The organism is Saccharopolyspora sp. NPDC045839 (assembly GCF_056431645.1).
This window is the reverse complement of the sequence record NZ_JBWKKH010000062.1, coordinates 1-23,848: the sequence shown is the minus strand read 5'-3', so window position 1 is coordinate 23,848 and position 23,848 is coordinate 1. Positions and strand designations below refer to the sequence as shown.

General features: G+C 70.0%; 24 protein-coding genes. 12 read left to right on the top strand and 12 right to left on the bottom strand.

The genetic code is table 11. The annotated features are described in order from the left end of the window. Positions 1 to 123 precede the first annotated feature (123 nt). Positions 124 to 867, top strand: coding sequence for a winged helix-turn-helix transcriptional regulator (locus AC07EQ_RS42460; RefSeq protein ID WP_358581468.1), 744 nt, complete (start codon positions 124 to 126; stop codon positions 865 to 867). Between the two features lie 287 nt (positions 868 to 1,154). Here AC07EQ_RS42460 and AC07EQ_RS42455 read toward each other — a convergent pair whose 3' ends face one another. Next, a complete protein-coding gene (locus tag AC07EQ_RS42455) occupies positions 1,155 to 2,396 on the bottom strand; it encodes an APC family permease (protein WP_478393446.1) in 1,242 nt (413 codons plus the stop codon). A 430-nt stretch (positions 2,397 to 2,826) separates the two neighbouring features. On the opposite strand from AC07EQ_RS42455, the gene mshD reads away from it, so the two are divergent. From mshD to pstB, 5 genes are all read left to right on the top strand, one after another. Then, complete coding sequence (gene mshD / locus AC07EQ_RS42450) at positions 2,827 to 3,780, top strand: mycothiol synthase (RefSeq protein WP_478393445.1); 954 nt, start codon at positions 2,827 to 2,829, stop codon at positions 3,778 to 3,780. 216 nt (positions 3,781 to 3,996) lie between these two features. Beyond that, positions 3,997 to 5,112 (top strand): phosphate ABC transporter substrate-binding protein PstS, encoded by a 1,116-nt coding sequence (gene pstS, locus AC07EQ_RS42445; protein ID WP_478393444.1) that lies wholly within the window; start codon positions 3,997 to 3,999, stop codon positions 5,110 to 5,112. Positions 5,113 to 5,182: 70 nt separating this feature from the next. Next, on the top strand, positions 5,183 to 6,238 hold the full coding sequence (gene pstC, locus AC07EQ_RS42440) for a phosphate ABC transporter permease subunit PstC (RefSeq protein WP_478393443.1): 1,056 nt from the start codon (positions 5,183 to 5,185) through the stop codon (positions 6,236 to 6,238). Continuing rightward, positions 6,235 to 7,149, top strand: coding sequence for a phosphate ABC transporter permease PstA (gene pstA, locus AC07EQ_RS42435; RefSeq protein ID WP_358581475.1), 915 nt, complete (start codon positions 6,235 to 6,237; stop codon positions 7,147 to 7,149). The genes pstC and pstA overlap by 4 nt, the downstream gene beginning before the upstream one ends. Positions 7,150 to 7,159: 10 nt before the next feature. After that, a complete protein-coding gene (pstB, locus tag AC07EQ_RS42430) occupies positions 7,160 to 7,936 on the top strand; it encodes a phosphate ABC transporter ATP-binding protein PstB (protein WP_478393442.1) in 777 nt (258 codons plus the stop codon). Between the two features lie 140 nt (positions 7,937 to 8,076). Here the strand turns inward: pstB and AC07EQ_RS42425 are convergent, their stop codons facing one another. Beyond that, the gene (locus AC07EQ_RS42425; protein ID WP_478393441.1) at positions 8,077 to 8,637 is read right to left on the bottom strand and encodes a TetR/AcrR family transcriptional regulator; all 561 of its coding nucleotides are present in this window, start codon (positions 8,635 to 8,637) and stop codon (positions 8,077 to 8,079) included. Positions 8,638 to 8,724: 87 nt separating this feature from the next. Here AC07EQ_RS42425 and AC07EQ_RS42420 point away from each other — a divergent pair, with 87 nt between their 5' ends. Then, on the top strand, positions 8,725 to 9,609 hold the full coding sequence (locus AC07EQ_RS42420; protein WP_478393440.1) for a zinc-binding dehydrogenase: 885 nt from the start codon (positions 8,725 to 8,727) through the stop codon (positions 9,607 to 9,609). 1 nt (position 9,610) lies between these two features. Beyond that, positions 9,611 to 10,504, top strand: coding sequence for a TIGR03564 family F420-dependent LLM class oxidoreductase (locus AC07EQ_RS42415; RefSeq protein ID WP_478393439.1), 894 nt, complete (start codon positions 9,611 to 9,613; stop codon positions 10,502 to 10,504). 46 nt (positions 10,505 to 10,550) lie between these two features. On the opposite strand, the gene AC07EQ_RS42410 is transcribed toward AC07EQ_RS42415, so the two are convergent. Next, a complete protein-coding gene (locus AC07EQ_RS42410; RefSeq protein ID WP_478393438.1) occupies positions 10,551 to 10,907 on the bottom strand; it encodes a nuclear transport factor 2 family protein in 357 nt (118 codons plus the stop codon). Positions 10,908 to 11,013: 106 nt separating this feature from the next. Between AC07EQ_RS42410 and AC07EQ_RS42405 the strand changes: the two genes are divergently transcribed. Beyond that, the gene (locus tag AC07EQ_RS42405) at positions 11,014 to 11,811 is read left to right on the top strand and encodes a helix-turn-helix domain-containing protein (RefSeq protein WP_478393437.1); all 798 of its coding nucleotides are present in this window, start codon (positions 11,014 to 11,016) and stop codon (positions 11,809 to 11,811) included. A 66-nt stretch (positions 11,812 to 11,877) separates the two neighbouring features. Further along, the gene (locus AC07EQ_RS42400) at positions 11,878 to 12,453 is read left to right on the top strand and encodes a suppressor of fused domain protein (protein WP_478393436.1); all 576 of its coding nucleotides are present in this window, start codon (positions 11,878 to 11,880) and stop codon (positions 12,451 to 12,453) included. Between the two features lie 103 nt (positions 12,454 to 12,556). Here the strand turns inward: AC07EQ_RS42400 and AC07EQ_RS42395 are convergent, their stop codons facing one another. From AC07EQ_RS42395 to dusB, 7 genes are all read right to left on the bottom strand, one after another. After that, the gene (locus AC07EQ_RS42395; protein WP_478393455.1) at positions 12,557 to 13,051 is read right to left on the bottom strand and encodes a Uma2 family endonuclease; all 495 of its coding nucleotides are present in this window, start codon (positions 13,049 to 13,051) and stop codon (positions 12,557 to 12,559) included. A gap of 262 nt (positions 13,052 to 13,313) precedes the next feature. Continuing rightward, a complete protein-coding gene (locus AC07EQ_RS42390; RefSeq protein WP_478393435.1) occupies positions 13,314 to 14,171 on the bottom strand; it encodes a helix-turn-helix domain-containing protein in 858 nt (285 codons plus the stop codon). Positions 14,172 to 14,304: 133 nt separating this feature from the next. Further along, complete coding sequence (gene phoU, locus AC07EQ_RS42385; RefSeq protein WP_132482228.1) at positions 14,305 to 14,952, bottom strand: phosphate signaling complex protein PhoU; 648 nt, start codon at positions 14,950 to 14,952, stop codon at positions 14,305 to 14,307. A gap of 99 nt (positions 14,953 to 15,051) precedes the next feature. Next, on the bottom strand, positions 15,052 to 17,700 hold the full coding sequence (locus AC07EQ_RS42380; protein WP_478393434.1) for an LCP family protein: 2,649 nt from the start codon (positions 17,698 to 17,700) through the stop codon (positions 15,052 to 15,054). A gap of 254 nt (positions 17,701 to 17,954) precedes the next feature. Next, on the bottom strand, positions 17,955 to 18,827 hold the full coding sequence (locus AC07EQ_RS42375; protein WP_478393433.1) for a GGDEF domain-containing protein: 873 nt from the start codon (positions 18,825 to 18,827) through the stop codon (positions 17,955 to 17,957). Between the two features lie 298 nt (positions 18,828 to 19,125). Further along, positions 19,126 to 19,521, bottom strand: a complete 396-nt coding sequence (locus tag AC07EQ_RS42370) for a hypothetical protein (protein ID WP_478393432.1) — start codon at positions 19,519 to 19,521, stop codon at positions 19,126 to 19,128. Positions 19,522 to 19,599: 78 nt separating this feature from the next. Then, positions 19,600 to 20,739 (bottom strand): tRNA dihydrouridine synthase DusB, encoded by a 1,140-nt coding sequence (gene dusB / locus AC07EQ_RS42365; protein WP_478393431.1) that lies wholly within the window; start codon positions 20,737 to 20,739, stop codon positions 19,600 to 19,602. Positions 20,740 to 20,940: 201 nt separating this feature from the next. Here dusB and AC07EQ_RS42360 point away from each other — a divergent pair, with 201 nt between their 5' ends. Next, the gene (locus AC07EQ_RS42360; RefSeq protein ID WP_478393430.1) at positions 20,941 to 21,255 is read left to right on the top strand and encodes a hypothetical protein; all 315 of its coding nucleotides are present in this window, start codon (positions 20,941 to 20,943) and stop codon (positions 21,253 to 21,255) included. Positions 21,256 to 21,263: 8 nt separating this feature from the next. After that, entirely contained in the window at positions 21,264 to 22,283 is a 1,020-nt protein-coding gene (locus tag AC07EQ_RS42355; RefSeq protein ID WP_478393429.1) for a WXG100-like domain-containing protein, read from the top strand. 6 nt (positions 22,284 to 22,289) lie between these two features. Here the strand turns inward: AC07EQ_RS42355 and AC07EQ_RS42350 are convergent, their stop codons facing one another. Further along, on the bottom strand, positions 22,290 to 22,976 hold the full coding sequence (locus tag AC07EQ_RS42350; protein ID WP_478393428.1) for a YqeB family protein: 687 nt from the start codon (positions 22,974 to 22,976) through the stop codon (positions 22,290 to 22,292). Beyond that, positions 22,973 to 23,581 (bottom strand): TetR/AcrR family transcriptional regulator, encoded by a 609-nt coding sequence (locus tag AC07EQ_RS42345; protein ID WP_478393427.1) that lies wholly within the window; start codon positions 23,579 to 23,581, stop codon positions 22,973 to 22,975. Before AC07EQ_RS42345 ends, AC07EQ_RS42350 begins: the two co-directional genes overlap by 4 nt. Positions 23,582 to 23,848: the final 267 nt, after the last annotated feature.

The window sequence follows — 23,848 nt, the reverse complement described above, 5'->3', positions numbered from 1 at the left end:
CGCCGCATTTCGGTTATTCTCCTTGCCATCCACAGGCAACGACGCCGGGCCGTCCCCCGATTGCGGATGGCCGCGCTCCCACCGGTCGTCGGTGTTTCTCGCCTTGGGACGGAGGCCCCTCTGATGAGCTCCGAACTGCTCCTGCTTACCAGTGAATCCGAGTGCGAAGCGGTGCTGCCCGCGCTGGCGCTGCTGCCGCACCGGGTCCGCACCCTGCCCGCCGATCCAGGCGCCATCCTCTCCGGCGGCGCGCACGACGTGATCATCGTCGACGCCCGCAACGACCTGGTCGGCGCGCGCGACCTGTGCCGCCTGCTGGCGGCCGGGGACGTGCCGGTGGTCGCCCTGGTGAACGAGGGCGGCCTGGTCACGATCAGCGCCGAGTGGGGCGTGGACGACATCCTGCTGCCGACCACCGGCCCGGCGGAGATCGACGCCCGCCTCCGGCTGCTGGTGTCGCGGCGCACCAGCGCGGGCTCCGGCGGCGACGGTTCGCTGAGCGTCGGCGACCTGGTGATCGAGGAAGCGACCTACACGGCGCGGCTGAAGGGGCGGGCGCTGGAGCTCACCTACAAGGAGTTCGAGCTGCTCAAGTACCTCGCCCAGCACGCGGGCCGGGTGTTCACCCGGGCCCAGCTGCTGCAGGAGGTGTGGGGCTACGACTTCTTCGGCGGCACCCGCACGGTCGACGTCCACGTGCGGCGGCTGCGCGCGAAGCTCGGCCCGGAGCACGACTCGATGATCGGCACGGTCCGCAACGTGGGCTACAAGTTCGTCCGCCCGAGCCGCGGCGGCTCCGCGCGGGCGGCCGAGCAGGCGCACCCGGAGCTCGAAGCGATCGAGCGCGAGACGGTCGACGCGTACTGATCCACCCGCGAAGGCGCCTCCGGTCGATCCGGCCGGAGGCGCCTTCGCGCATTCCGGTCGATCCCCGGTCGAATTGTTGATCTTCGTTCGGCGCCGGGTTCCTGGATCTGCTTGGAATCGGGGTGTCCGATTTTAGGCAAAATCGGAAGTCCCTGAACTTTTCTTCCGCATCACGGAACCATTCGGTGGTGATTCACCGCAGCTGGGCGCAATTTCGCGAGAAACTGACTGGTCGATTTCCCGCGAAATTCCGCCCGCCCGGAGACTGCCACGCGAGGTGACCGAGGTCAGGCGCGGGCGCGGTGGCGCCAGGCCCAGACGGCGGCCCCGAGCGCGAAGCAGGCGAGGCCGCTGAGCACCGATGCCCACGGCAGCGCGAACGCCAGAACCACGCAGCCGACGAGGCCGAGCACGGGGAGCGCGCGCGGGAACCAGCGCTGGTCGCGAGGCAAGGTGAACGCCGAAGCGTTGGCGATCGCGTAGTACACCAGCACGCCGAACGACGAAAAGCCGATCGCACCCCGCAAATCCGTGACGAGCACCAGCACGACGACAGCCGCGACGATCACCAGCTCCGCGCGGTGCGGACTCGCGAAGCGCGGGTGCACCGCGGCCAGCGGAGCGGGCAGATCGCGCTCCCGGGCCATCGCCAACGCCGTCCGGCCCACCCCGGCGAGCAGCGCGAGCAACGAGCCGAGCGCGGCGACCCCGGCGCCGACCACCGCAACCGGCGCCAGCCGCGACAAGCCGCCGGCGCGCACGGCATCGGCCAGCGGAGCCGACGACGCCGCGAGGCCCGCCGGGCCGAGCGCCACCAGCAGCGAAACCGCCACCACGAAGTACAGGCACACCACGATCCCGAGCGCGACCGGGATCGCGCGCGGGATCGTCCGCCGCGGATCGCGGACCTCCTCGCCGAGCGTCGCGATGCGGGCGTAGCCCGCGAACGCGAAGAACAGCAGCCCGGCGGACTGCAGGACGCCCAGCGGCGCAGGCGGCGGGGACGCCGAGGCGGCAGCCGAGGCACCCCCGAGCCAGATTGCGAGCAGCGTGCACGCGAGCGCCGCGAGCGTGACCGCGAGCAGGATGCGAGCGAGCTTGGCGGTGCGGGTGACGCCGACGTAGTTCACCGCGCCCAGAGCCGCGGCGAACGCCGCGGCGACGGGCTTGGCGGCGGCGGGGGCGAGGTACTCGGCGGCCGTCAGGGCCATCGCCGCGCACGAGGCCGTCTTGCCGAGCACGAAGCCCCAGCCCGCGAGGTAGCCCCAGAACGGGCCGAGCCGTTCGCGGCCGTAGACGTAGGTGCCGCCCGCCGCCGGGTAGCGGGCCGCGAGGGCCGCCGAGCTGCTCGCGTTGCAGAACGCGATGATCGCCGCGATGACCAGGCCGATGATCAGGCCGATGATCAGGGCCGATCCGGCCGCTGCCGCCGCCGGGGCGAAGGCGCTGAACAGGCCCGCTCCGATCATGGCCGTCAGCCCGATCGTCACCGCGTCCGCGGTGCTCAGGCGTCGGCGGAGCTCGGTCACGTGGTGGTCCTCGCGTCTGTCGGCGCATCTGCCGCCGAACTCGTCGGCACTTCGAAGCCTCTCGCCCTCGGCCCGCCTCGGGGCCGGGTTCCGGCCACGATTTCAATGGAACTTGCGGACCCCCGGCGTGTCACGGCCCGACATGCCGGGGCCTGTGGACAACCCCGGCCGGCTGTGGACAACTTCCGCAATTTCAATGGAAATCGGACCTCTGATTTCCATTGAAATTGCGGACCACGGACCACGGGCCGGACCACGGACCGGACCCCGGGCTGGGCCGGGGCGGGGCCTTGGTCGGGTGGTGGTGTTCGGCCTGGGGCGGTCGTGGGGGCGTGTCGTGACGTCGTTGTGCAGCGGGCGCGGGGAGAGGCGACGGGAAAGTAGCGTTCTGCTCGCGTCAACCGCAAGGTTCGTGGGTAACGTCGGTGGCGTGCAGCTGACTTGGCGAAACGGACTGGACAGCAGTGAAGCGGCCGAGGTCATGGCCCTGCTCGACAAGGCCGAGCAGGCCGACGGGGTGGCCCCGGTCGGCGAACACGTGATCTTGCGCCTGAAGGCGCATCGCGACGTCATCCACCAGATCGAGCCGGTGCAGGCCGACGTGCGCTCCGAGCACTTCGTGGTGCGCGACGCCGGGAGCGTGCTCATCGGGTACGCGCACCTGGACACCGAACACGAGAAGACCGCCGGTCAGCTCGTCGCCGAGCTGGCCGTGCACCCCGACCACCGCCGCAAGGGCGTCGGCGCCCGCCTGGTCGAGGCGCTGCTGGACCGCGCCGAGCTCTCCCCGGAACCCGCGCCCGACCTGGGCCGCCTGCGGATCTGGTCGCACGGCGAGCACCCCGGCGCGGTGCGGCTCGCCGAGCGCTACGGGCTCAGCCGGCCCCGTGAGCTGTGGCGGATGGGCCGGGACCTCGCCACTCCGGAGCTGCCCGAGGCGGAGCTCACGGAAGGCGTGCGGATCCGCACCTTCCGGGCCGGCCAGGACGAACCCTCCGTGGTCGAGGTCAACCATCGGGCGTTCTCCTGGCACCCCGAACAGGGCGGCATGACCGAGCAGGACCTGCGCGCCAAGGAGCGCGAGGAGTGGTTCGACCCCGCCGGGTTCTTCCTCGCCGTGGACGGCGCGGACCGGCTGCTGGGCTTCCACTGGACCAAGGTCCACCCCGACGGCATGGGCGAGGTCTACGTCGTCGGCGTCGATCCGGCCGCGCAGGGCGGCGGGTTGGGTCGGTCACTCACGGTGGCCGGATTGCGTCACCTCCGCGACACTGGATCCCGTCAGGTGATGCTCTACGTCGAGGGCGACAACGCGCCCGCCATCAAGGTCTACCAGCGGTTGGGATTCGATAAATGGGACACGGACGTGCAATTTGGGCGCTGATCGATCTTTGCCCTGAGTCACCGGGTCACCTGAGAACTGGGCCGCCAATCCCCCGTTCGACTGTGGGCCTGCTTACTTAGCGTGCCTTGTTCACCTCCCGTTCACTTCGATGGCGAAGGCCGTCCACCCCGACTCCCTAGCGTCCCTGGCGAGCGGCAACACGGGCCTGCGCCTGCTCGGCCGCGCAACCGCAGGGTTTCCAACTGGAGGAACGAAGTGAAGATCAAGCGGCACAGCGCTGCGTTCGCCGTTCTCGCCGCGGGCGCGCTCGTGCTCGCCGGCTGCGGATCGGACCAGAACACCCCGCAGGGTGGCGGCAACCCGGCTCTGGACGGCCTCCAGGTCGAGTGCGGCACCAAGCCGGTCTCCGGTGAGGGCTCCTCCGCGCAGAAGAACGCCATGGACGTCTTCGCCCGTGACTACGGCCAGAAGTGCGCGGGCCAGAAGCTCAACTACACCAAGTCGGGCTCCGGCAAGGGCGTCGCCGCCTTCACCGCCGGCCAGATCGACTTCGGCGGCTCCGACTCGCCGCTGAGCGACGAGAAGGGCGAGGTCGCCAAGGCCGCCGAGCGCTGCCAGGGCAACCCGGCCTGGAACCTGCCGATGGTGTTCGGCCCGGTCGCCCTCTCCTACAACCTGCCCGGCGTCACCGACCTGACCCTCAACGCCGACGTGATCGCCAAGATCTACCAGGGCCAGATCAAGAAGTGGGACGACCCGGCGATCAAGGCGCTGAACCCGAACGCGCAGCTGCCCGCCAAGGACATCGTGCCGTTCTTCCGCTCGGACGAGTCCGGCACCACCGAGAACTTCCAGAAGTACCTGGCCACCGCCACCGGCGGCACCTGGACCGGCAAGGGCAAGCAGTTCCAGGGCGGCGCCGGCATCGGCCAGGGCCGCGACGGCAGCGACCAGGTCGCGCAGTCGGTGAAGGCCACCGAAGGCAGCATCACCTACGTCGAGTGGTCCTTCCCGAAGAACCTCGGCCTGGGCATCGCCAAGATCGACAGCGGCGCCGGCCCGGTCGAGCTGACCACCGCCAACGTCGGCAAGGCCATCGAGGGCGCCGAGATCAAGGGCGAGGGCAACGACCTGCGCGTCAACCTCGACTCGATCTACGGCAACAAGGCCCCGGGCGTCTACCCGATCGTGCTGAACACCTACGAGATCGTCTGCTCCAAGGGCTACGACGCGGAGACCGCGAAGTCGGTCAAGGCGTTCCTGACGGTCGCGGCCAACGCCAACCCGCAGGAGCTGGAGAAGGCCGGCTACGTGCCGCTGCCGGAGTCCTTCAAGGGCAAGGTCCTGACTGCCGTCAACGCCATCTCGTGAGTAACCCGGGTCGCACATACCCAGGGCGAAACAAGGGTCGAACGGACGAAGTGAGAGGCTGCAAACAGCAGTGACCGACTCGACTAGAGCCGATCAGCGCCCCGCGGACACCGACAACGGTGCGCCGCGGGGCGCTTCGGCGCCCAGTTCCGGACCGGAGGCTCCCATTTCCGCTCCCGAAACCACGGCGGGCACGAAGGTCCGCATCGGCGACCGGGTGTTCTCCACGGTTGCGACCGCCTCCGGCGCGTTCGTGGTCGCGCTCATCGCAGCGATCGGCATCTTCCTGCTGATCCGCGCCGTCCCCGCGCTGCAGGTCAACCAGGTGAACTTCCTGTTCAGCAGGGAGTGGAACACCTCGAACCCGAACGACATGAGCTTCGGGATCATCGACCTGGCCTGGATCACGGTGGCCAGCTCGGTGGTCGCGCTGGTCATCGCGATGCCGATCGCCTGCGGGATCGCGCTGTTCCTCACCCAGTACGCGCCGCGGGCCCTGGCCCGCCCCTTCGCCTACATCGTCGACCTGCTCGCCGCGGTGCCGTCGGTGATCTACGGACTGTGGGGCTACCTGGTGCTGGGGCCGGTGCTCAAGCCCGTCGCGCTGTGGCTGAACCAGAACCTCGGCTGGATCCCGATCTTCGCGGGCGGCAACGCGCCGACCGACTCCGGCGCGAACGTCTTCACCGCCGGCATCGTGCTGGCCGTGATGATCCTGCCGACCATCACCGGGGTGAGCCGCGAGGTCTTCCAGCGCACCCCGAACATGCAGATCGAAGGCGCCCTGGCGCTCGGCGCCACCCAGTGGGAAGTCGTGCGCACGACGGTGTTCCCGTTCGGCCGCAACGGGTTCGTCGGCGGGTCGATGCTCGGCCTGGGGCGCGCGCTCGGCGAGACCGTCGCGCTGACGATCATCCTGAGCATGAGCACCGCGCCGCCGAACTACAGCGTCTTCGACGCCGGCGCCACCTTCGCCTCCAAGATCGCGCTCGGCTCCGGGGAGTTCAACAACAACCTGCAGGTCGGCGCCTACATCTCGGCCGGTTTGGTGCTGTTCGTCATCACCTTCGCGGTCAACGCGCTCGCCCGTTGGATCGAGAACTCCAGCGGTAAGGGGAAAGCATGAGGACCGACACCGCTGACGTGGAGCAGCTCGCCACCCCGCCGGCGTTCCAGCGCATCAGCTTCGGGCGGAAGTTCAAGAACAACCTGGCCACCACGCTGTTCGGGGCGGCCTTCGTGGTCGCGGTGGTCCCGCTGCTGTGGGTGCTGTGGACGTTGCTGGAGCGGGGCCTCAAGCCGATGTTCGGCTCCACCTGGTGGACGAACTCGTTCAACGGGCTGCTGCCCAACGACTTCGGCGGCGGCATCAACCACGCCCTGATCGGCACCCTGCTGCAGGGCCTGGTGTGCGCGGTCATCTCGGTGCCGCTGGGCATCATGGTCGGCGTCTACCTGATCGAGTACGGCCGGGAGTCCCGGTTCGCGCGGATCGCGACCTTCATGGTCGACATCCTCAGCGGTCTGCCGTCGATCGTCGCCGGCCTGTTCATCTACGCGCTGTGGATCACCACCTTCGGGTTCAGCCGCAGCGGCTTCGCGGTGGCCCTGTCGCTGGTGCTGCTGATGCTGCCGGTGGTCGTGCGCGTCACCGAGACGATGCTGCTGATCGTGCCGGACGAGCTGCGCGAGGCGTCTTACGCACTGGGTGTGCCCAAGTGGAAGACGATCCTGCGCATCGTGCTGCCGACCGCGCTGTCCGGCATCCTGACCGGCGTGATGCTCGGCCTCGCGCGCGTGCTCGGCGAGACCGCGCCGCTGCTGATCTTGGTGGGTTATTCGAGCTCGATCAGCTACAACCTCTTCGGAGGTGAGATGGCGTCGTTGCCGCTGGTGATCTACATGGAGCGCAGCACCGGGACGGTGGCCGGTGACTACCGGATGTGGGGCGCCGCGCTGACCCTCGTGCTCGTCATCATGCTGATCAACCTTGTCGCGTCGCTGCTGTCCAAGCTGCTCGCGATCAAGACGAAGTAGGGACCGAAACATGGCCAAGCGTCTCGACATCAAGGACCTGAACCTCTTCTACGGCAAGTTCCACGCCGTGCAGGACGTGACCCTGCAGGTGCCCGCCCGCAGCGTCACCGCGTTCATCGGCCCGTCCGGCTGCGGCAAGTCGACCGTGCTGCGCTCGCTGAACCGGATGCACGAGGTCATCCCGGGCACGCGCGTCGAGGGCAAGGTGATGCTCGACGGCGAGGACATCTACGCCAACGACGTGGACCCGGTGCAGGTGCGCAAGACCATCGGCATGGTCTTCCAGCGGGCCAACCCGTTCCCGACGATGTCCATCCGGGACAACGTGGTGGCCGGCCTGAAGCTGGCGGGCGAGAAGAACAAGAAGAAGCTCGACGAGGTCGCGGAGCGGGCGCTGCGCGGCGCGAACCTGTGGGAAGAGGTCAAGGACCGGCTGAACAAGCCGGGCGGCGGCCTCTCCGGCGGTCAGCAGCAGCGGCTGTGCATCGCGCGCGCGATCGCGGTGCGGCCGGACGTGCTGCTGATGGACGAGCCGTGCTCGGCGCTGGACCCGATCTCGACGCTGGCGATCGAGGACCTGATCGCGCAGCTCAAGCAGGACTACACGATCGTCATCGTCACCCACAACATGCAGCAGGCGGCGCGGGTGAGCGACCAGACAGCGTTCTTCAACCTGCGCGCGGTCGGCGAGCCGGGCCAGCTCGTGGAGATCGACGAGACGGGCAAGATCTTCTCCAACCCGACGCAGAAGGCGACGGAGGACTACATCTCCGGCCGCTTCGGCTGATCACCATCCGGCGATGAGGGGCGGCGATTTCGCGCGAAATCGCCGCCCTTCACGCGTGCCAGGTGGCGATTTCGCGCGAAATCGCCGCCCGGAGACCTCGGGTCGTGAGTGGATATGCCGGTAGGAACCGGAGTCTTCGCTCACGAGCTCACGAGCAGCGCGGTGGCCATGGATCGGACCGCGTGCGTGAAGGCGCCGGGGCCGCGGGTCCGCATGTGGCGGATCAGGTCGGCGTCGAAGGTCGCCAGGATCGCGTGGCTCAGGAAGTCCGCGTCCAGGTCCGGGCGCTCCGCCGTGATCAGGTCCGCGATGTGCTGGGCCCAGAAGCGGTAGCTGGGGTCTTCGTGCTTGTGGTCGGCGCAGGCCGCTTCGTGCGCCGACAGGAGCGAGGCGTTCTGCTCGCCGATGCCGGTCAGCTCCGCCAGGAACGCCATCAGCCGCTCGCGGGGCGGCGCGCCCGGGCCCAGCGGCGGCGGCCCGCTGGTGACGTTCTCGCGCAGCGCCCGGGAGCGCTCCTCCAGGATTTCCCTGATCAGGCCCGCACGGCTGCCGAAGCGGCGGAACACCGTGCCCTTGCCGACCCCGGCCTCGGCCGCGACCTCGTCGAGCGAGACGTGGCCGCGCTCCGCCAGCAGCCGCTCGGCCGCTTCCAGCACCGCCTGGCGGTTGCGCGCCGCGTCGGCTCGCTCCTGCTTCGGCACATCCCCTCCTGAAGAACCGGACCGTCGGTCCGCCTATGCTACCGTCGATTAAGCGGACCGACGGTCCGGTTATTGTTCGGAGGGAACATGCGAGCACTCGTCGCCGATCCGGCGGCACCCGCGAAGTTGCGCCTTGCCGAGGTCCCGGAGCCGGAGCACGGACAGGTGCTGCTCGACGTCCACCACATCTCGCTCAACCACGGCGAGATCGCCTTCGCCGGGCGGCTCGCCCCGGGCACCGTGCACGGCTACGACGCCGCGGGCGTCGTCGTGCGGGCGGCGGAGGGGAGCCCGCCGGTCGGGGCGCGGGTGATCGCCTTCGGCGCGGGCGCCTGGGCAGAGCGCATGGCGGTGAGCGCCGACGCGGTGGCGGAGGTTCCGGCGGCGGTGGACCTGGCCGAAGCGGCGGCGCTGCCGATGGCGGGCCTGACCGCGCTGCGCACGCTGCGGACCGCGCCGATCCTCGGCAAGCGCGTCCTGATCACGGGGGCTTCCGGCGGCGTCGGGCGCTTCGCCGTGCAGCTCGCCGCGATCGGCGGCGCGCACGTCATCGCGCAGGCGAACCGGCAGGACGGCCTGGCGGAGCTGGGCGCGCACGAGGTGGTGTCCGACCTGGCCGGCGTGCGGCCGGTCGACCTGGTGCTGGACAACGTCGGCGGGCAGCTGCTGGTCGACGCCTGGAAGCTGGTCAAGCTGGGCGGGAGCGTGCAGAACATCGGCTGGACCTCCGGCGAACCGGCGGTCTTCGAGCCCTACTCGATCTTCGCGGTCGGGCCGTCGAAGTCGCTGAACACCTTCGGCGACGTCGCCGCGCCCGCCGAAGATCTGTCCACATTGGCCGATCTGCTGGCGGCGGGCCGGATCTCGCCGGAGGTCGGCTGGCGAGGCTCGTGGGAACGCCTCGACGAGGCCGCCGAAGCGCTGCTGCAGCGACGGGTTTCAGGCAAGGCCGTGCTGGACGTGAGGGGCTGACGTGCGGATCGGGCTTTGCGTCGACGAGCGGGAGCTCTCGCACGGCGAACTGATGGCGGTGGTTCGCGACGCCGCGGCCGACGGTTTCGGGAGCTTCTGGCTGGGCCAGCACGCCTCGTGGGACGTGCTGACCTCGCTGGCCGTGATCGGGGCGGAGGTGCCGGGCATCCGGCTCGGCACCGCGGTCGTGCCCACCTATCCGCGCCATCCGCTGATGCTCGCCGGTCAGGCGCTCACGGTGCAGGCGATCAGCGGCGGCCGGCTCGACCTCGGCATCGGGCCGAGCCACCGGGTGATCGTCGAGGACCAGTTCGGCTACTCCTACGACAAACCCGCGCGGCACGTCCGGGAGTACCTGGCGGCGCTGGGGCCGCTGCTGCGCGGCGAAGCCGTCGACTTCCGCGGCGCGACGCTGCGGGCGGCCGGGCAGGTCGAGGTCCCGGGCGCCGAGCCGCCGTCGCTCCTGGTGTCGGCGCTGGGGCCGGCGATGCTGCGGATCGCGGGCGAGCTCGCGGACGGCACGATCACGGTCTGGGCCGGGCCGCGGGCGCTCGACGAGCACATCGTGCCGACGATCCGGGCGGTTGCGGCACAACCGCGCGTCGTCGCGATGGTCTCGGTGTCGGTGGTGTCCGATGTGGACGACGCTCGCGAACGGTTCGCCGCGCAACTCGCGATCGCCGGTGAACTGCCCGCCTACCGGGCGGTGCTGGACCGCCAAGGTCTCGCGGGCCCGGAGGACGTCGCCGTCATCGGCGACGACGCGGCGGTGGAACGCGCGCTGCGCCGCTACGCGGCGGCGGGAGCCACCGAGCTCATCGCGGCGCCCTTCGGGACTGACGAGGAGCAGCGGCGGACCCGGCGGCTAGTGGCGGCGCTGAACCTGATGTCGTGAGTGGCAATGGTCGCCGGAGCGGCCACAGCCACTCACGACTGGGGCATCACATCGCCGGGACCTTGTCGAGGAAGCCGTGCACCGCCCGGATCCGGGCGTTCTCGTCGAGGACAGCGACGTCGAAGCCGATCACCACGGCTTCGCCGTCCGCCGGGCCGAGCTCCCAGGTGAAGCGGGCGATGTCGTGGTGGGCGTCGAAGACCTCGCCCGGGCGGAACGCGAAGTCCGGGAACTGGGCCTGCACCGCCGCGATCGTCGCGTCGATGGCCTCCCGGCCCCGCACGTCGGCCAGCGGGTCGGTGTAGGTGCCGCCGTCGGCCCAGAGTTCGTCGACCATCGCGCGGCGCTTGTCGGCGTCCCGCTCGTTCCAGGTGGCGAGGTAGCGGTCGAGGAGCTCGTTCATGGTGGAAACCCTTCCGTTCTGCGGTTCGGTGAGCACCACTGTGCGGCGTGGAAGTCATCGCGTCGATTACCCGGGAAGTAATGGCGCCGGTGGCTAATGTCGTGGTGTGACAACGGTGAAACAGCGCCAGGTGGGCGTGCTGCTCCGGGAATGGCGCGAGCGGCGGAGGCTGAGCCAGCTGCAGCTCTCGCTGGACGCCGACATCTCGACGCGACACCTCAGCTTCGTCGAGACCGGCCGGTCGAAGCCCACCAAGGAGATGATCCTGCGGCTCAGCGAACGGCTCGACGTGCCGTTGCGGGAGCGCAACAGCCTGCTGCTGGCGGGCGGCTACGCCCCGGCCTACCCGGCGAGCGGCCTGGACGTTCCGGAGCTGGCGGCCGTGCGAGCGGCGCTGCGACAGGTGCTCGCCGGGCACGAGCCGTACCCGGCGCTGGTCGTCGACCGGGCGTGGCAGCTGGTCGAGAGCAACGCCAGCGTCGAGCTGCTCCTCGAAGGCACGGCCGCGGACCTGCTGGTACCGCCGGTGAACGTCCTCCGGCTGAGCCTGCACCCCGAGGGCGTGGCGCCGAACATCGCCAACCTCGGCGAGTGGCGCGCCCACGTCCTCGGCCGGCTGCGCCGCCAGGCCGCGGCGACCGCGGACCCGGCGCTGGCCGAGCTGCTCGCGGAGCTCCGCGACTACCCGTGCGACCAGCCGGAACCGGAGGTCGAGCTACCGGGGGCGAGCGATGTCGTGGTGCCGCTGCGCCTCCGCCACGGCGACCGGGAGCTGTCGCTGCTCAGCATGACGACGGTCTTCGGCACCCCGCTGGACGTGACGGTCGCGGAACTGGCCATCGAGTCCTTCTTCCCGGCGGACCAGACCACAGCGGACTTCCTCAGATCCAGGCGAATGACCTGATTTCCCCGAAATCGCGACCGGGCAAGTCGGATGATGCACCGGGGCAGGTTCGATTTGGAGGAATGGATGAAGCTCATCGAACACCTGGAAAGCCGGCTCGGCCGGATCAGGTGCGGGTGGAGCCACAACGAAGACGGGCGGCCGATGCCGTTCAAGGTGGCTTACCTGGGAGACGGGCCGGCACCTGGCATCGACAGCTACGCCACTGTCGGGCTGAGTCAAACCGACCTCATCTCCCGCACCTCCGGCCGCATCATCCACCAGGAACTCTTCATGTCCATCAAGGCGGAGTTCGCCGACGGTCCGTACCCGGGCATTCTTGAGCAGGTCGGGCTCGAACTGATCAGGGAGGACGAAGCGCTGCTCCGCGGCGATGTCATCGGTCCGCGCGGCCCGCTCCTTCCCGGCAGTGCGGTCGAAGCCTTCTACGTCGCAATGCCGACGTACCACGACGACGGTTTTGCCACCGCCAACATTGAGAGCGGGGTGGAGGTCGTGATCGCCTGGCTCATTCCCATCACCCGAGAGGAAGCCGCTTTCGTTCGCCGCGCGGGCTGGGAGAATTTCGAGAACGAGCTCGTCCGCCACGACCCGGACCTGCACGATCCTTTTCGCGCCGCGATTCCGCTACCCGGAAACTAGGCGATCGAGTCTCCCGAACAGACCACAATAGACACCCATGCCCTCGTGCGGATCGCCGGAAGCCGGGGCGTTCCGCGGGCATCGGCCGCTGTGCCGGGCCGGCTCAGGTCAGCACGAGCGTGAGGGGTTTCGGCGCGGCGGTCACCGCGATCGAGTCAGGCCCCAGCGGGAGGCGGTCGAGTTCGAGCCATCGGCCGTGGTCGTTGCGTTGGCCGACGAGTTCGGCAGTGGTGGCGTCGAAGGTGATCTCCCACAGGAACGGAATGCCCGCGGTTGCGTAGGCATGGCGCTTTTCCACCCGCTCCCGCGCGGTATTGCCGTCCGACCAGACTTCGACGACCAGGAGCACGTCTTCGGCTCGTGCCGGGTCGTCGTCGGTGTCGTGGGTCATGAGCATGACGTCCGGGATGAGCCCGTCGCGCCGGGGCGTGGAAACGTCGACCGCAGCGGCGGTGACCGCCAGGTTCTCGGGGAAAGTGTCCTCGAGAACGGTGCGCACGAGATCGCCGATGCGCTGGTGCCGGCGGGTCGGGGCAGGGGACATGATCAACCAGCCTGCCAGAAGCTCCAACCGCCGCCCATTGCCGGGCTGTGGCATCTCGTGCCACTCGGACACGGTGTGCGGCCCGAGCGCTGCAGGGACGGCGTGCGCGAGACTCACGGCTCGGCTCCTTTCCTGGCTGGCAGGTGCAGAACCTGCAAAGTTCTGCACTGACTCAGTGTCCCAGCTGCGGCAAGCGACGTCGACGCAAAGGCCCGAGTGTTGGCGGCTGCACTGCGCCTTTTGGCGCTGGCAGTGGCCCGAACGTGCGGTGGGTGGTCTAGCACACGGCATTTGACCAGCGGAAACCGAACGTGGGTCAACCCGGGGATTCGTCGGCGATGGCCGAGATGAAGGCGCTGGAGTCCTTGGGGTTCAGGGCCCGGGTGCAGACCTGCTCGAAGGACTTGAGGTAGTCCGCCGTGTCCTCGGGCTTGTCCAGGAACCGGGAGTTCGCCGAGTCGCCCAGGTGCACGACCTGCGGGTCGGCGTCGTCCGGGAAGGAGAACACCGCGATCCGGTCGCCCATCAGCGGATGCCCGCCGGTGCGGAACGGCAGCACCTGGATCGTGACGTTGCGCCGGTACCCCAGCAGCACCAGGTGCTCCAGCTGCTGGCGCATCACCGAGGGGCCGCCGACGGCGCGCCGCAGCGCCGCCTCGTCGAGCACCGCCCACAGCTCCAGCGGGCTCTCCCCGAGCAGCCGCTGCTGCCGGGTGGAGATCACCGTCAGCCGCTCCTGCAGCTCGTCCGCCTCGTAGGGCTGCGCGCCGGCGGTCAGCAGGGCCCGGCTGTACTCGGCGGTCTGCAGCAGCTCCGGCAGCGGATCCGAGCCGTAGCAGCTGACCGCCTTCGACGAGGTCTCCAGGCCGAGGTAGGTCTGCAGGCCGGGCCGCTGCGCGGTGCTCGGGTACTGCTGCCACCAGCCGCGCTGCTTGGAGTCCTGCGCGAGGTCCACCAGCGTCGAGAGCTGGTCGGTCGTGGCGCCGTAGAACTCGGCCATCAGCCGCACGTCGGAGGTGCGCACCGGCACCCGGCCGAGTTCGATCTGGCTGATCTTGCCCTGGGAGCAGTCCAGGTGGGCGGCGACTTCGCGGTGCGTGCGTCCGGCGGATTCGCGCAGTCGCCGCAACTCGCTGCCCAGCCGCCGTCGGTGCACGGTCGGACTCTTACGCACCGGGCACCCCGCCGGAAGCTGTTCGGAACCTTCTCACCCGAACGAGCATCGCACACGACGATCGCAACATCGAGTACTGAGACCGAGTATTAATACTTTCCCGGCCAAGTGGCTCGTGACCTGCGACGACGGCTCAGCCGGTCGGCATCTTTCCGGTCACGACGAACACCACTCGGCGGGCCACCGAGACGGCGTGGTCGGCGAAGCGCTCGTAGAACCGGCCCAGCAGCGTGACGTCCACCGCGGCCGCCACCCCGTGCGACCACTCCGGGCTCATCAGCACGGTGAAGAGGTGGCGGTGGAGGTCGTCCATCTCGTCGTCGTCCTCTTCGAGCCCGCGCGCGGCCTCGACGTCCTGCGTGCGGATCACGGTGCGGACCCGGCCGGCCAGCTTGACGGCGATCCGGCCCATCTCGGCGAAGTACGGTTGCACGTCCTGCGGCAGCACGGCGTTCGGGTGACGGCGGCGCGCGGTCTTGGCCACGTGCAGCGCCAGGTCGCCCATCCGCTCCAGGTCTTCGGCGGCGTGGATGGCGGAGATGACCGTGCGCAGGTCGCCGGCCACCGGCGCCTGCAGCGCCAGCAGGCCGAAGGCGTGCTCCTCGACGCGGGCCCGCGCCTCGTCCACCTGCACGTCCTCGTCGAGGACTTGCTCGGCGAGCGACAGGTCGGCCTCCAGGAGAGCCTTCGTGGCGCGCTCCATGGCGGTGCCGACCATGGTCGACATCGAAGCGAGTTCATCGGCCAGCACGCCGAGCTGTTCCTGGTAAACCTCACGCATGACAACCAGGGTACTTCCAGCCGGAATCGGACAGAATGCCCTGTGGTGAACCGACGGTGAACGGGCCGTGATGAACCCGTACTCGCGGCTTGGAGCGGTTCAGCCGCAGAGGTCCGTTCCGGCGTTCACCGTGGACAGCCCGTCCGGCACGGCCGGCGGCTGGTTCGGGTCCGCGGGCTGCTGCAGCACCAGGCCGTTCGCCGCCGCGGCACCCCCGCCGCTGGGCGTGGCGGTGACGGCCGCGGGCCCGCCGTTGCCCGACATGATCGGGGCGTCGTCGAGGATCGCCTGGAACAGCGACTTGGTGTCGCCCTCCCGCAGCACCTCCATGCCCTGCTCGTCGGCGTAGCCGGTCGTGGGCACGGTGATGAAGGTCACCCGGCTGGCGTCCAGGCCCTGCATCTGCTGGCCCAGGTCCATCAGCCGGTCGACGCCGATGTTCTCGCCGAAGGTGTTCGCGCTGACCGCCTTGACGAAGTCGCCCAGCTTGCCCGGATCGAGCAGCACCTGGCTGGACATCGTCTTGCGCAGCAGCGCCGACAGGAACAGCTGCTGGCGCTGCATCCGGCCGTAGTCCGAGGTCGGGTCGCCCTTGACGTGCCGGGCGCGCACGTAGTTCAGCGCCTGCTCACCGGTGAGGGTCTGCTGGCCGGCCTGGGGCAGCACGGTGCCGAGCGTGGAGTCGATGATCGGCTTCTCGGTGCAGATCTCGACGCCCTGCACCGCGTCCACCATGGACTTGAAGCCCTGGAAGTCGATGCCCAGGAAGCTGTTCACGCGCAGGCCGGAGATCTGCTGGATGACCTTCGTCGTGCACAGCGGGCCCCCGACGGCGTAGGCCGAGTTCAGCCGCACGCCCTTGTCCGCCGGAACCTGCTCGCCGGTGTACTTGCCGGTCGTCGCGTCCCAGCGCTCGCAGGTGGGCCGGTCGACCTTGAGGTCGCGCGGGAACGACACCAGCACGACCCGGCTCCGGTCGGCCGGGATGTGGGCGATGATCGTGGTGTCCGAGCGCGCCCCGGGCTCGTCCTGCTCGCTGCCCACGCCGTCCTCGGCGGTGGCGCCCGCCCGGGTGTCCGAGCCGACCAGCAGGAAGTTCTGGTCGCCGGTCTGCTTCGCGATCTCCTTGATGGAGTCCGAGTTCGGGTCCAGCGCCTGGACCGACGGCGGGCCCCAGAGCGTCGTGGCGCCCCAGGCGATGCCGAGGGTCAGGAACACCGTCAGCGACGCGGCCATCGCCACCGCCATCACGATCAGGTTCGTGCGGCGCTTGCGCTGCTTCTTCTTCCACTCCATCCGGGACTGGCCGTCGCGTCCCTCGACGAAGTCGAACGGGATGTCGGTGCCGAGCTCCGGCTCGCGGCGCTTGCCCAGCAGCCACGAGTACTTCTTGCGCCGGGCTTCTTCCTCGGCGGCGATCTCGTCGTGGACCGCGGAGAACCGCGCCAGCGTGGCGTCGATCTCCTTGATGTCGTTCTTGCGCTCCTCGCCCGTCTCGCCGGGCTCGTCGGCGTCCTCGAGGTCGTCGACGTCGTCCAGGTCATCGAAGTCGTCGAGGCCGTCGAGCTCGGCGGGCGCGACGATCGCCGTCTCCTCGGCGTCCGAGGCCGGCGGCGCCACGGGCCTGGCGATGGTGGTCTTGTCGTCCCGCTTGGGGCGCGCGACCATCGCGGTCTTCTCGGCCTGCGGCGGGCCCGCGGGCACGGCCGGGTGCTGGGTGGTGGCTTCCAGGTCCTCGTTCACCGGCGGCGGCACCGGGCGGCCCGCGGCAGGGCGCGGCGCGCGGCGCGGCGGCTTGGCAGGCGCGGGGGCGGCCTCGCCGGTCAGCGCCTGGGTTATTCGGGTCGGCTCGGCCGCGGGCGGCTCGGCGGGTGCGCCGTTGCGGGCGGGCGGCTGGCCGGGGGCTCCGCCGCGCATGGGCGGCTCGAGCGGAGCGACGTTGCCGACGGGCCGCTCCGGCACGCCGTTGCGGGCCGGGGGCTCTGCGGGGGCGCCGTTGCGACCCGGCCGTTCGACCGGTGCGCCGTTGCGTCCGGCGGGCGGCTCGGCGGGGGCGCCGTTGCGTCCGGCGGGCGGCTCGACCGGTGCGCCGTTGCGGCCGGCAGGAGGTTCTGCAGGGGCGCCGTTGCGCGTCGGGAGGTCGGCTGGGGCGCCGTTGCGCGCGGCGGCTCCGCCGGCGAACGCTGCGGCGGCACCGCCGAGGTTCGGGCGAGCGCGGCCCGGAGGGCCGTCGGCGGGCCGCGCGGGGCCCTCAGAGCGCGCGCGGCGGCGGCCCTGGCGGGGCTCGCCGTTCGTGGCCTGGGGGGCGTGGGAGCCCGCCGCAGGCGGCGCCCAGCCGGGCGGCGGCGTGGCGGGCGGGGTGCCGGGGTTCGGCGGCGGCGCGGGACGGGAGCGGCGTGACGCGCCCTCCGGCGCGGTCCAGCCGCGCGGGTCCGACTGCTCCGCCGGGCCCGGCGGGATGTTCTGGGGCGGTCGCGCGGCGCGGCGCGGTTTCGACGCCTGCGGCGGCTGCGGTGCCTGGGGTGCTTGCGGGAGTTCCGGCTCGGCGGCGCGCCGGTGGTTGGAGCCGTTGCCCGGGGCCTTGCCGTGCTTGGAGAGCAGGTCGATGACGCGGGTGCCACCCGTGCCGTCGTCGCTCAATGCGCGCCTGCGTCGACCGGTCGAAGCGGCGGTGGCGTTGTCGGCGACGTCCTCGTCGGGGCGGGAACGCCGGTGCCCGAATTCGCCATGCCGGGGGTCTTGCGGCACGCGTTTTCCCTCCCACCTGCGAAAGCCAACGGTCTGCGACTACTGCCGACGCGCTCGATACCCCCCGACGTGTATCGGTCGGCGCCTACGAGATAGTACGGCCGATCGCCCGAATTGACGATAGTGGGCGACAATTTCTTCACAATCAGTGCACGATCATGCCCTGGACCTCGTCGAATACGGCCAACTGTGCTATGCAGGTTGACCGGGGTAAACGTTTCTCGAATACACCCTGTGCTTTTGCGTGATCGCGATCAGTAACCGGCGACCCGCCGAGCCGCGGCGCCGCGCCGTCCCGCCGCAATTCCGGCCAAACGGACTTCCGCTCCGGTCCGGTACGCGACCGCGTTGCGCCCCGACTGCTTCGCGGCGTAGAGCAGAGCATCCGCGCTGAGCAGCTGCTGTTCGGCCGACACCGGCGCGGAATCGGCCGTGGTGTGCTCGTGCGCCACGCCGGCGCTGACCGTCACCCGCAGCCCAGGTGCCATCTGCGCCCACGGGAACCGCTCCACCCGGGAGCGGGCTGTTTCGCACACCGCGACGGCCGCCGCGGGTTCGATGTTCGGCAGCACCAGGACGAACTCCTCGCCGCCGTAGCGGGCGCAGAACGCTCCGGTCGGCAGCACCTCCTGCAGCAGGTCCACGACGCGCTGCAGCACCCGGTCACCGAGCAGGTGCCCGTAGGTGTCGTTGACCTGCTTGAACCAGTCCAGGTCGACCAGCGCCACGGCCAGTCCGTGGTCGGTGCCGACGTGGTCGGCCAGCAGGTCGGCCAGTCGTTCGTCGAGGTAGCGGCGGTTGTAGCTGGCGGTCAGGCTGTCCCGCAGGCTCTGCTCGCGGGCCTCGGCGTGCTCGCGGCGCAGCCGGTTGACCTCGTGCCGCAGCTGCTCCGGCACCCGTGGTGCGTCCGCGGTGGACTTCAGGTCCAGCGCCGACCGCAGGTGGTGGTACGCCTGCCGCCACTGGCCGCGCGACGCGAGCAGGTTCGCGATCGATTCGTGCAGCTCGGCCATCCCGGTCCCGTTGGCCAGGTCCTGCCGGGAGCGCCTGCCAGGAGGCAGCACGGTGGGCGGATCGTCGTCACGCAGTGGCTCCGGCCCGGAGAAACCGTTGCGCAGCCCGGTCATCGCACTCACCTCCCGTCCGTGGTGTCGTCGGGTGGGACGGATCGCTTGAGCTGCTCTGACTCGCGCACCGCCCTAATTCGCTCGACCGGCTGACCCTGGCCTGGTCCGAATTGGCGAGCGCCGCGTGAATCTGCAGCTGCCTTGGATGTGTACCGGGCGGAGGGGTGTGTGTGGAAGCGAAACGGATCGGACCCACCCGCACGGACGAGCAGACCAGTGTGTGTTTCTGATCACCACATCGCAAGTTCATCGGTTTCGCCCGTCCTTCGCGTTACAGCGCTTGAGCGCGCAACAATTATCAGCTTGGACAAGGCGCGAATCCGTGCATTCGGCCGTCCATCAGCACCAGGTGTTGCGAACCGATCTGGTGGCCGGTGGTGCTGCCCGCCGACCTGGTGGTCACCTCGACTCCGACGACCCAGATCTCGCCGCGCGGCTTGGCGCCGTCCGGGGCGAAACCCGGGTCCGGCCGCAGCGTCGACAATGCCGGGTCGAGTTCGACCGTGATCGTTCCGAGATCGCAGGTCTGGTCCTGGAAATCGGGGTGTTGCGTGCGGCGGAAGAACTCCTGTTGCGCTCGGGGTCCTTGCGCCGCGGCGGAGTTGTTCTCCGCGAAGTACTGCTCGGACAGTCGCAGCGACTCGGATTCGGTTGGCGGCTGGGCACATCCGGCCGCGAAAAGCAGCGCCGACACGCCGACGAGGAAAACCGATCGGTGGCGAATTCGGCGCGCCGCAACGGAATCGCGGGTCGTGGTGCGCTGCGCGGCCACTCAGCCGCCGCTGCTGTCGATCTCCGCGCCGACCGGCACGGTGGCGTCCTCCGGGTCGTCCAGCCAGCCCTCCGGGAGCACGACCTTGCCCGCCGATCCCTGGCGGCCGCGCGGGCCCTCGCCGTCGGCCGGGAACGGCACGTCCGGGTCGAGCCCGGCGAGCAGGTCGTCGAGCTGGGCGAGGCCGGACACCAGGCCGAACTGGTGGCGCAGATCGGAGCCGACGGGGAAACCGCGCAGGTACTGCGCCATGTGCTTGCGCAGGTCGCGCAGGCCCTTCTCCTCGCCCATGTGGTCGGCGAGCAGCTCGGCGTGCCGCCGGAGCACGGCGGCGACCTCGCCCAGCTTCGGCCCGGGCGGGATCGGCCGGCCGGCGAACGCGGCCTGCAGGTCGCGGAACAGCCACGGTCGGCCGAGGCAGCCGCGGCCGACCACCACGCCGTCGCAGCCCGTCTCGGCCATCATCCGGAGCGCGTCGTCGGCGCTGAAGATGTCGCCGTTGCCCAGCACCGGGATCGTCCTGACGTGCTCCTTGAGCCGCGCGATGGCGGTCCAGTCGGCGGTGCCGGAGTAGCGCTGGGCCGCGGTGCGGCCGTGCAGCGCGACGGCCGCGGCGCCGTTCTCCTCGGCGAGGCGGCCCGCGTCGAGGTAGGTGATGTGGTCGTCGTCGATGCCGATGCGGAACTTCACCGTCACCGGGACGCCCGCCGGTTCCGCGGCGCGGACCGCGGCCGAGACGATCTCGGCGAACAGCCGCCGCTTGTACGGCAGGGCGGAACCGCCGCCCTTGCGGGTGACCTTCGGCACGGGGCAGCCGAAGTTCATGTCGACGTGGTCGGCGAGGTTCTCGTCGACGATCATCTGCACGGCCTTGCCCATGGTCACCGGGTCGACGCCGTAGAGCTGCATGGAGCGGGGGTGCTCGTCCGCGTCGAACGTGATCATCTCGAGCGTCTTCGGATGCCGTTCGACCAGCGCGCGGCTGGTGATCATCTCGCAGACGTACAGCCCGGCGCCGTACTCCCGGCAGAGCCGCCGGAAGGCGACGTTGGTGATGCCGGCCATCGGCGCGAGCACCACCGGCGGATCGACCTCGTAAGGGCCGATCTTGAGGGCGGGCTTGCTCAGCGTCGCGGTCATCGCACCATTGTCGCTGATGCCGGTTCCTGATCAGTCGAGACCTGCGTCGTGGGCGGCGGCTGAAACCTGTGGTTGCGGACCGCCGCGCCGCGTCGGGGAGTTCGGGGTTCATCCCGCGGGTGATCGCCCGATCATTCGCGGCCCTGGCCGGAAGCGGTCAGTTGCCCGCACCGGGCCGTCCGGCGGTTCACGCTGTCGAACATGGCGGATCCCCACTGCATTCACATGAAGCCCGAGGACTTCGAGCACCTGTCCCGGGTGCTCACCGCGGTCGGCGAGGACGTGCAGACCGGGTGGAACCGGCACCGGGCGGCGATCGAGGCGAGCGAGTCGCGCATCGGCCGCGATCCGCTGGGGAGTGCGTTCCGGAGCGAGTACGGCCCGGCCCGGGAATCCGTTCTCGCGCTGGCAGATCCGTTGCCGGGGCGGTGGCTGACGCAGGGGAAGAACGGCACGGACGCGGTGGCGCTCTACTTCCTCGCCCAACAGGACGCCGCCGGCTGCTTTCCTCGATAGGAGGCATCGTGTTCATCCCGGAACCGGCCGATCCGAACGGACTCTGGAACGCCGTGAAATCGACGGATGCCGAGTTCTGGTGGTGGCCCGAAACCGACCAGGACCGCATGCGCGACCTCGCCGGATCCTGGCGCGACGCCTCGCTGGCGTTCACCACGCCGCCCGTCCATTCCGGCGAGTTCGGCGAAGCGTGGCCGGACTCGGCGGGGCAGGTGTTCGCCACGGATGTCGGCCGCATCGTTGCCGCGACCGGTGTGGTGCGGCTGAGTTGCGTGCAGCAGAGCAACCACGTCACCTCGTTCGCGAACATCGTCGAGGACACCAAGAACAAGATCAGCCAACTCATCTGGAGCAACAGCGAAGCGTACGGAGCGCTTCCGAAGATGCGGGAGCGGCTCGGCTCGTTCGCTGCGCACGTGGCCATCAAGGTCCGGGAGATCATGACGGACGCCACCCAGGCCGTCGAGAACCTCGATTCCGGTGTGACCAGCCAGCGCAAACCCGGGGACGCGTTCGGGGAGTTCGGCGACATCGTGGAGTACATGACCGACGAGATGGTCGACAACTCCAAGGATTCCAGGGTTCTCGACCTGCAGGGGATGAACCGGATCGGGAATGTTCTGCCGGGCCTTAAGGCGGCAGCCCTACTGGAATGGGCCTACCTGGTGCGGCCTGATGGGGAATGGGACCACAAGTCGAGAATCCTCACCAGGACCGTCGAGGACAACACGTACACGCCCATTCCCGGGGTGCCCGGCGAGATCCGGTACGACACGTGGTCGAACATCCACTACGGCTACGTCGGGTTGGAGGCGGGGTTCAGCGAGGACGAGCTGCACGCCGGCGCGAACGTCGCCGACTACGGCACGCAGGACCGGACCGACCCGACGGACCAGGCCGCGGTGCAGTTCGGCATCGACCTGCACGAGAAGTACGGGCCGGAGGAGCTCACGCCCGAAATCGTGCAGCAGGAGATCGTCGCGAACTACGACGACCTGGTCCGGTCCGGCGTGATCCGTCCGATGTGACCCTGATCAGCGGATCTGGCGGTACTGCTGGGCATTGTCGCGGTCGCGGAGCACCACGCCCGCCGCCTGGAGCTGGTCGGCCAGGTCCGCCGCCGCGCCCGCTTGCTTGTCGGTCAGCGCCCGGGCGCGGGCGCGCAGCAGCCCGTTGGCGTGCTCGTCGAGGCCCGGCTGCCCGTCCGTCCAGCGCTGGAACTCCTGCTCGTGCGGATCGCTCATGCCCGCCCACGGGTAGCCGAAGCGTTCGAAGGTGGTGCGCACGGCGGTCTTGGCGAGGTCGGAGGCCTGGTGGCGGGCGATCTGCTTCGTCCGCGCGTCGAGGAACACCAGTTCCTTGCCGTCCAGGAACACCGAGCCGATCGCATCGCGCGGGATGTGGCGGTCGGCCCCGTCCTGCCGCAGGCCGACGCACGCCGAGTTGACCGTCAGCACCAGGGTTTCCTTCTGCGCCGTGCTCGCCAGCCAGGCGCCGATCAGGAGGCCGACGAGGGTGAGGACGGGCACCGCCCAGACGGTCGGCAGGGCGGCGGCCAGCCGCAGCGGGCCGGGCGCATCGCCCACGGCGTCGACGATCCACTCCACGACCGGTTTGACGAGGAACCCCAGGCCGAAGCCCGCGGCGCCGCAGCCGATTCCGAGCAGCCACAGCACGGCGTTGGACATGCGGAGGGTCACGGAGGTTTCGGTGGTGGTCATGCGGGTTCTCCAGCGAGTTCGCACGGGTGGGAGAGCAACTTCGCGACGATCCGGCGCAGCATCGGCCGCGGGTCGCGGTCGGGGTCGGCGTTGACGAAGGCGCCGTCGATGACGACCTCGATCGCCTCCGCCGTCTCATCCGGATCCAGTGCCGGATCGATGGCTCCGGTGCGGATGCCGCGCTCGACGAGTTCCGCGAACCCCGCGCGCAAGATCGCCGCGTTCTGGCCGATGACCTGCGCCAACTCGGGGTCCTTGCCGGCCTGCCGCAGGATTTCGACGAGGAGGCCGGGGGCGATCGGATCCATCGCCTCGACCGCCAGCTCGTCCACCATCGTCAGGATCGACGCCACCGGGTCCTCGCCCGCGGTGCACCGCCGCACCAGCTCGCGGGACGCGGGCAGGTCCTGTTCGAACACCGAGCGGAACACGGCGCGCTTGTCGGCGAAGTAGTAGAAGACGCTCCCCGAGCTGACGCCCGCGGCCTTCGCGATCTCCGCCGCGGACGTGTTCTCGAAGCCCCGCTCCGCGAACAACGTCGCGGCCGCCTGCGTGATCGCCTTGCGCCGCGCTGCGGAGCGTTCCGGGTCGACTGTTCGTGCCATGCCACCAGGCTAGCAAATTAACTGAGTGGTCAGTTAAAGAATCGGGCCGGAAGAGGGGCGCCTCCGGCCGGATGGCCGCCAGGCGCCCCGCTGCCTACCCTCTCGTATCGCGGAATCCTGGTTCTGTTTCTGCAATTTCAATGGAAATCGGACCTTCGATTTCCATTGAAATTGGGCTCTTGTGACTGGTCCGTGGGTGTTCAGGCGCGTCCGGGGAGGGTTGGGGGCTGGCCGCCGAGGGCGAGCATGGCCAGGGCGATGAGTGCT

Excerpts from the sequence above, each read along its gene's own strand:
- AC07EQ_RS42460 (WP_358581468.1), top strand. The coding sequence starts at position 124 with ATGAGCTCCGAACTGCTCCTGCTTACCAGTGAATCCGAGTGCGAAGCG.
- pstA (WP_358581475.1), top strand. The coding sequence starts at position 6,235 with ATGAGGACCGACACCGCTGACGTGGAGCAGCTCGCCACCCCGCCGGCG.
- pstB (WP_478393442.1), top strand. The coding sequence starts at position 7,160 with ATGGCCAAGCGTCTCGACATCAAGGACCTGAACCTCTTCTACGGCAAG.
- AC07EQ_RS42420 (WP_478393440.1), top strand. The coding sequence starts at position 8,725 with ATGCGAGCACTCGTCGCCGATCCGGCGGCACCCGCGAAGTTGCGCCTT.
- AC07EQ_RS42410 (WP_478393438.1), bottom strand. The coding sequence starts at position 10,907 with ATGAACGAGCTCCTCGACCGCTACCTCGCCACCTGGAACGAGCGGGAC.
- AC07EQ_RS42400 (WP_478393436.1), top strand. The coding sequence starts at position 11,878 with ATGAAGCTCATCGAACACCTGGAAAGCCGGCTCGGCCGGATCAGGTGC.
- AC07EQ_RS42395 (WP_478393455.1), bottom strand. The coding sequence starts at position 13,051 with ATGCCACAGCCCGGCAATGGGCGGCGGTTGGAGCTTCTGGCAGGCTGG.
- phoU (WP_132482228.1), bottom strand. The coding sequence starts at position 14,952 with ATGCGTGAGGTTTACCAGGAACAGCTCGGCGTGCTGGCCGATGAACTC.
- AC07EQ_RS42375 (WP_478393433.1), bottom strand. The coding sequence starts at position 18,827 with ATGACCGGGCTGCGCAACGGTTTCTCCGGGCCGGAGCCACTGCGTGAC.
- dusB (WP_478393431.1), bottom strand. The coding sequence starts at position 20,739 with ATGACCGCGACGCTGAGCAAGCCCGCCCTCAAGATCGGCCCTTACGAG.
- AC07EQ_RS42360 (WP_478393430.1), top strand. The coding sequence starts at position 20,941 with ATGGCGGATCCCCACTGCATTCACATGAAGCCCGAGGACTTCGAGCAC.
- AC07EQ_RS42350 (WP_478393428.1), bottom strand. The coding sequence starts at position 22,976 with ATGACCACCACCGAAACCTCCGTGACCCTCCGCATGTCCAACGCCGTG.
- AC07EQ_RS42345 (WP_478393427.1), bottom strand. The coding sequence starts at position 23,581 with ATGGCACGAACAGTCGACCCGGAACGCTCCGCAGCGCGGCGCAAGGCG.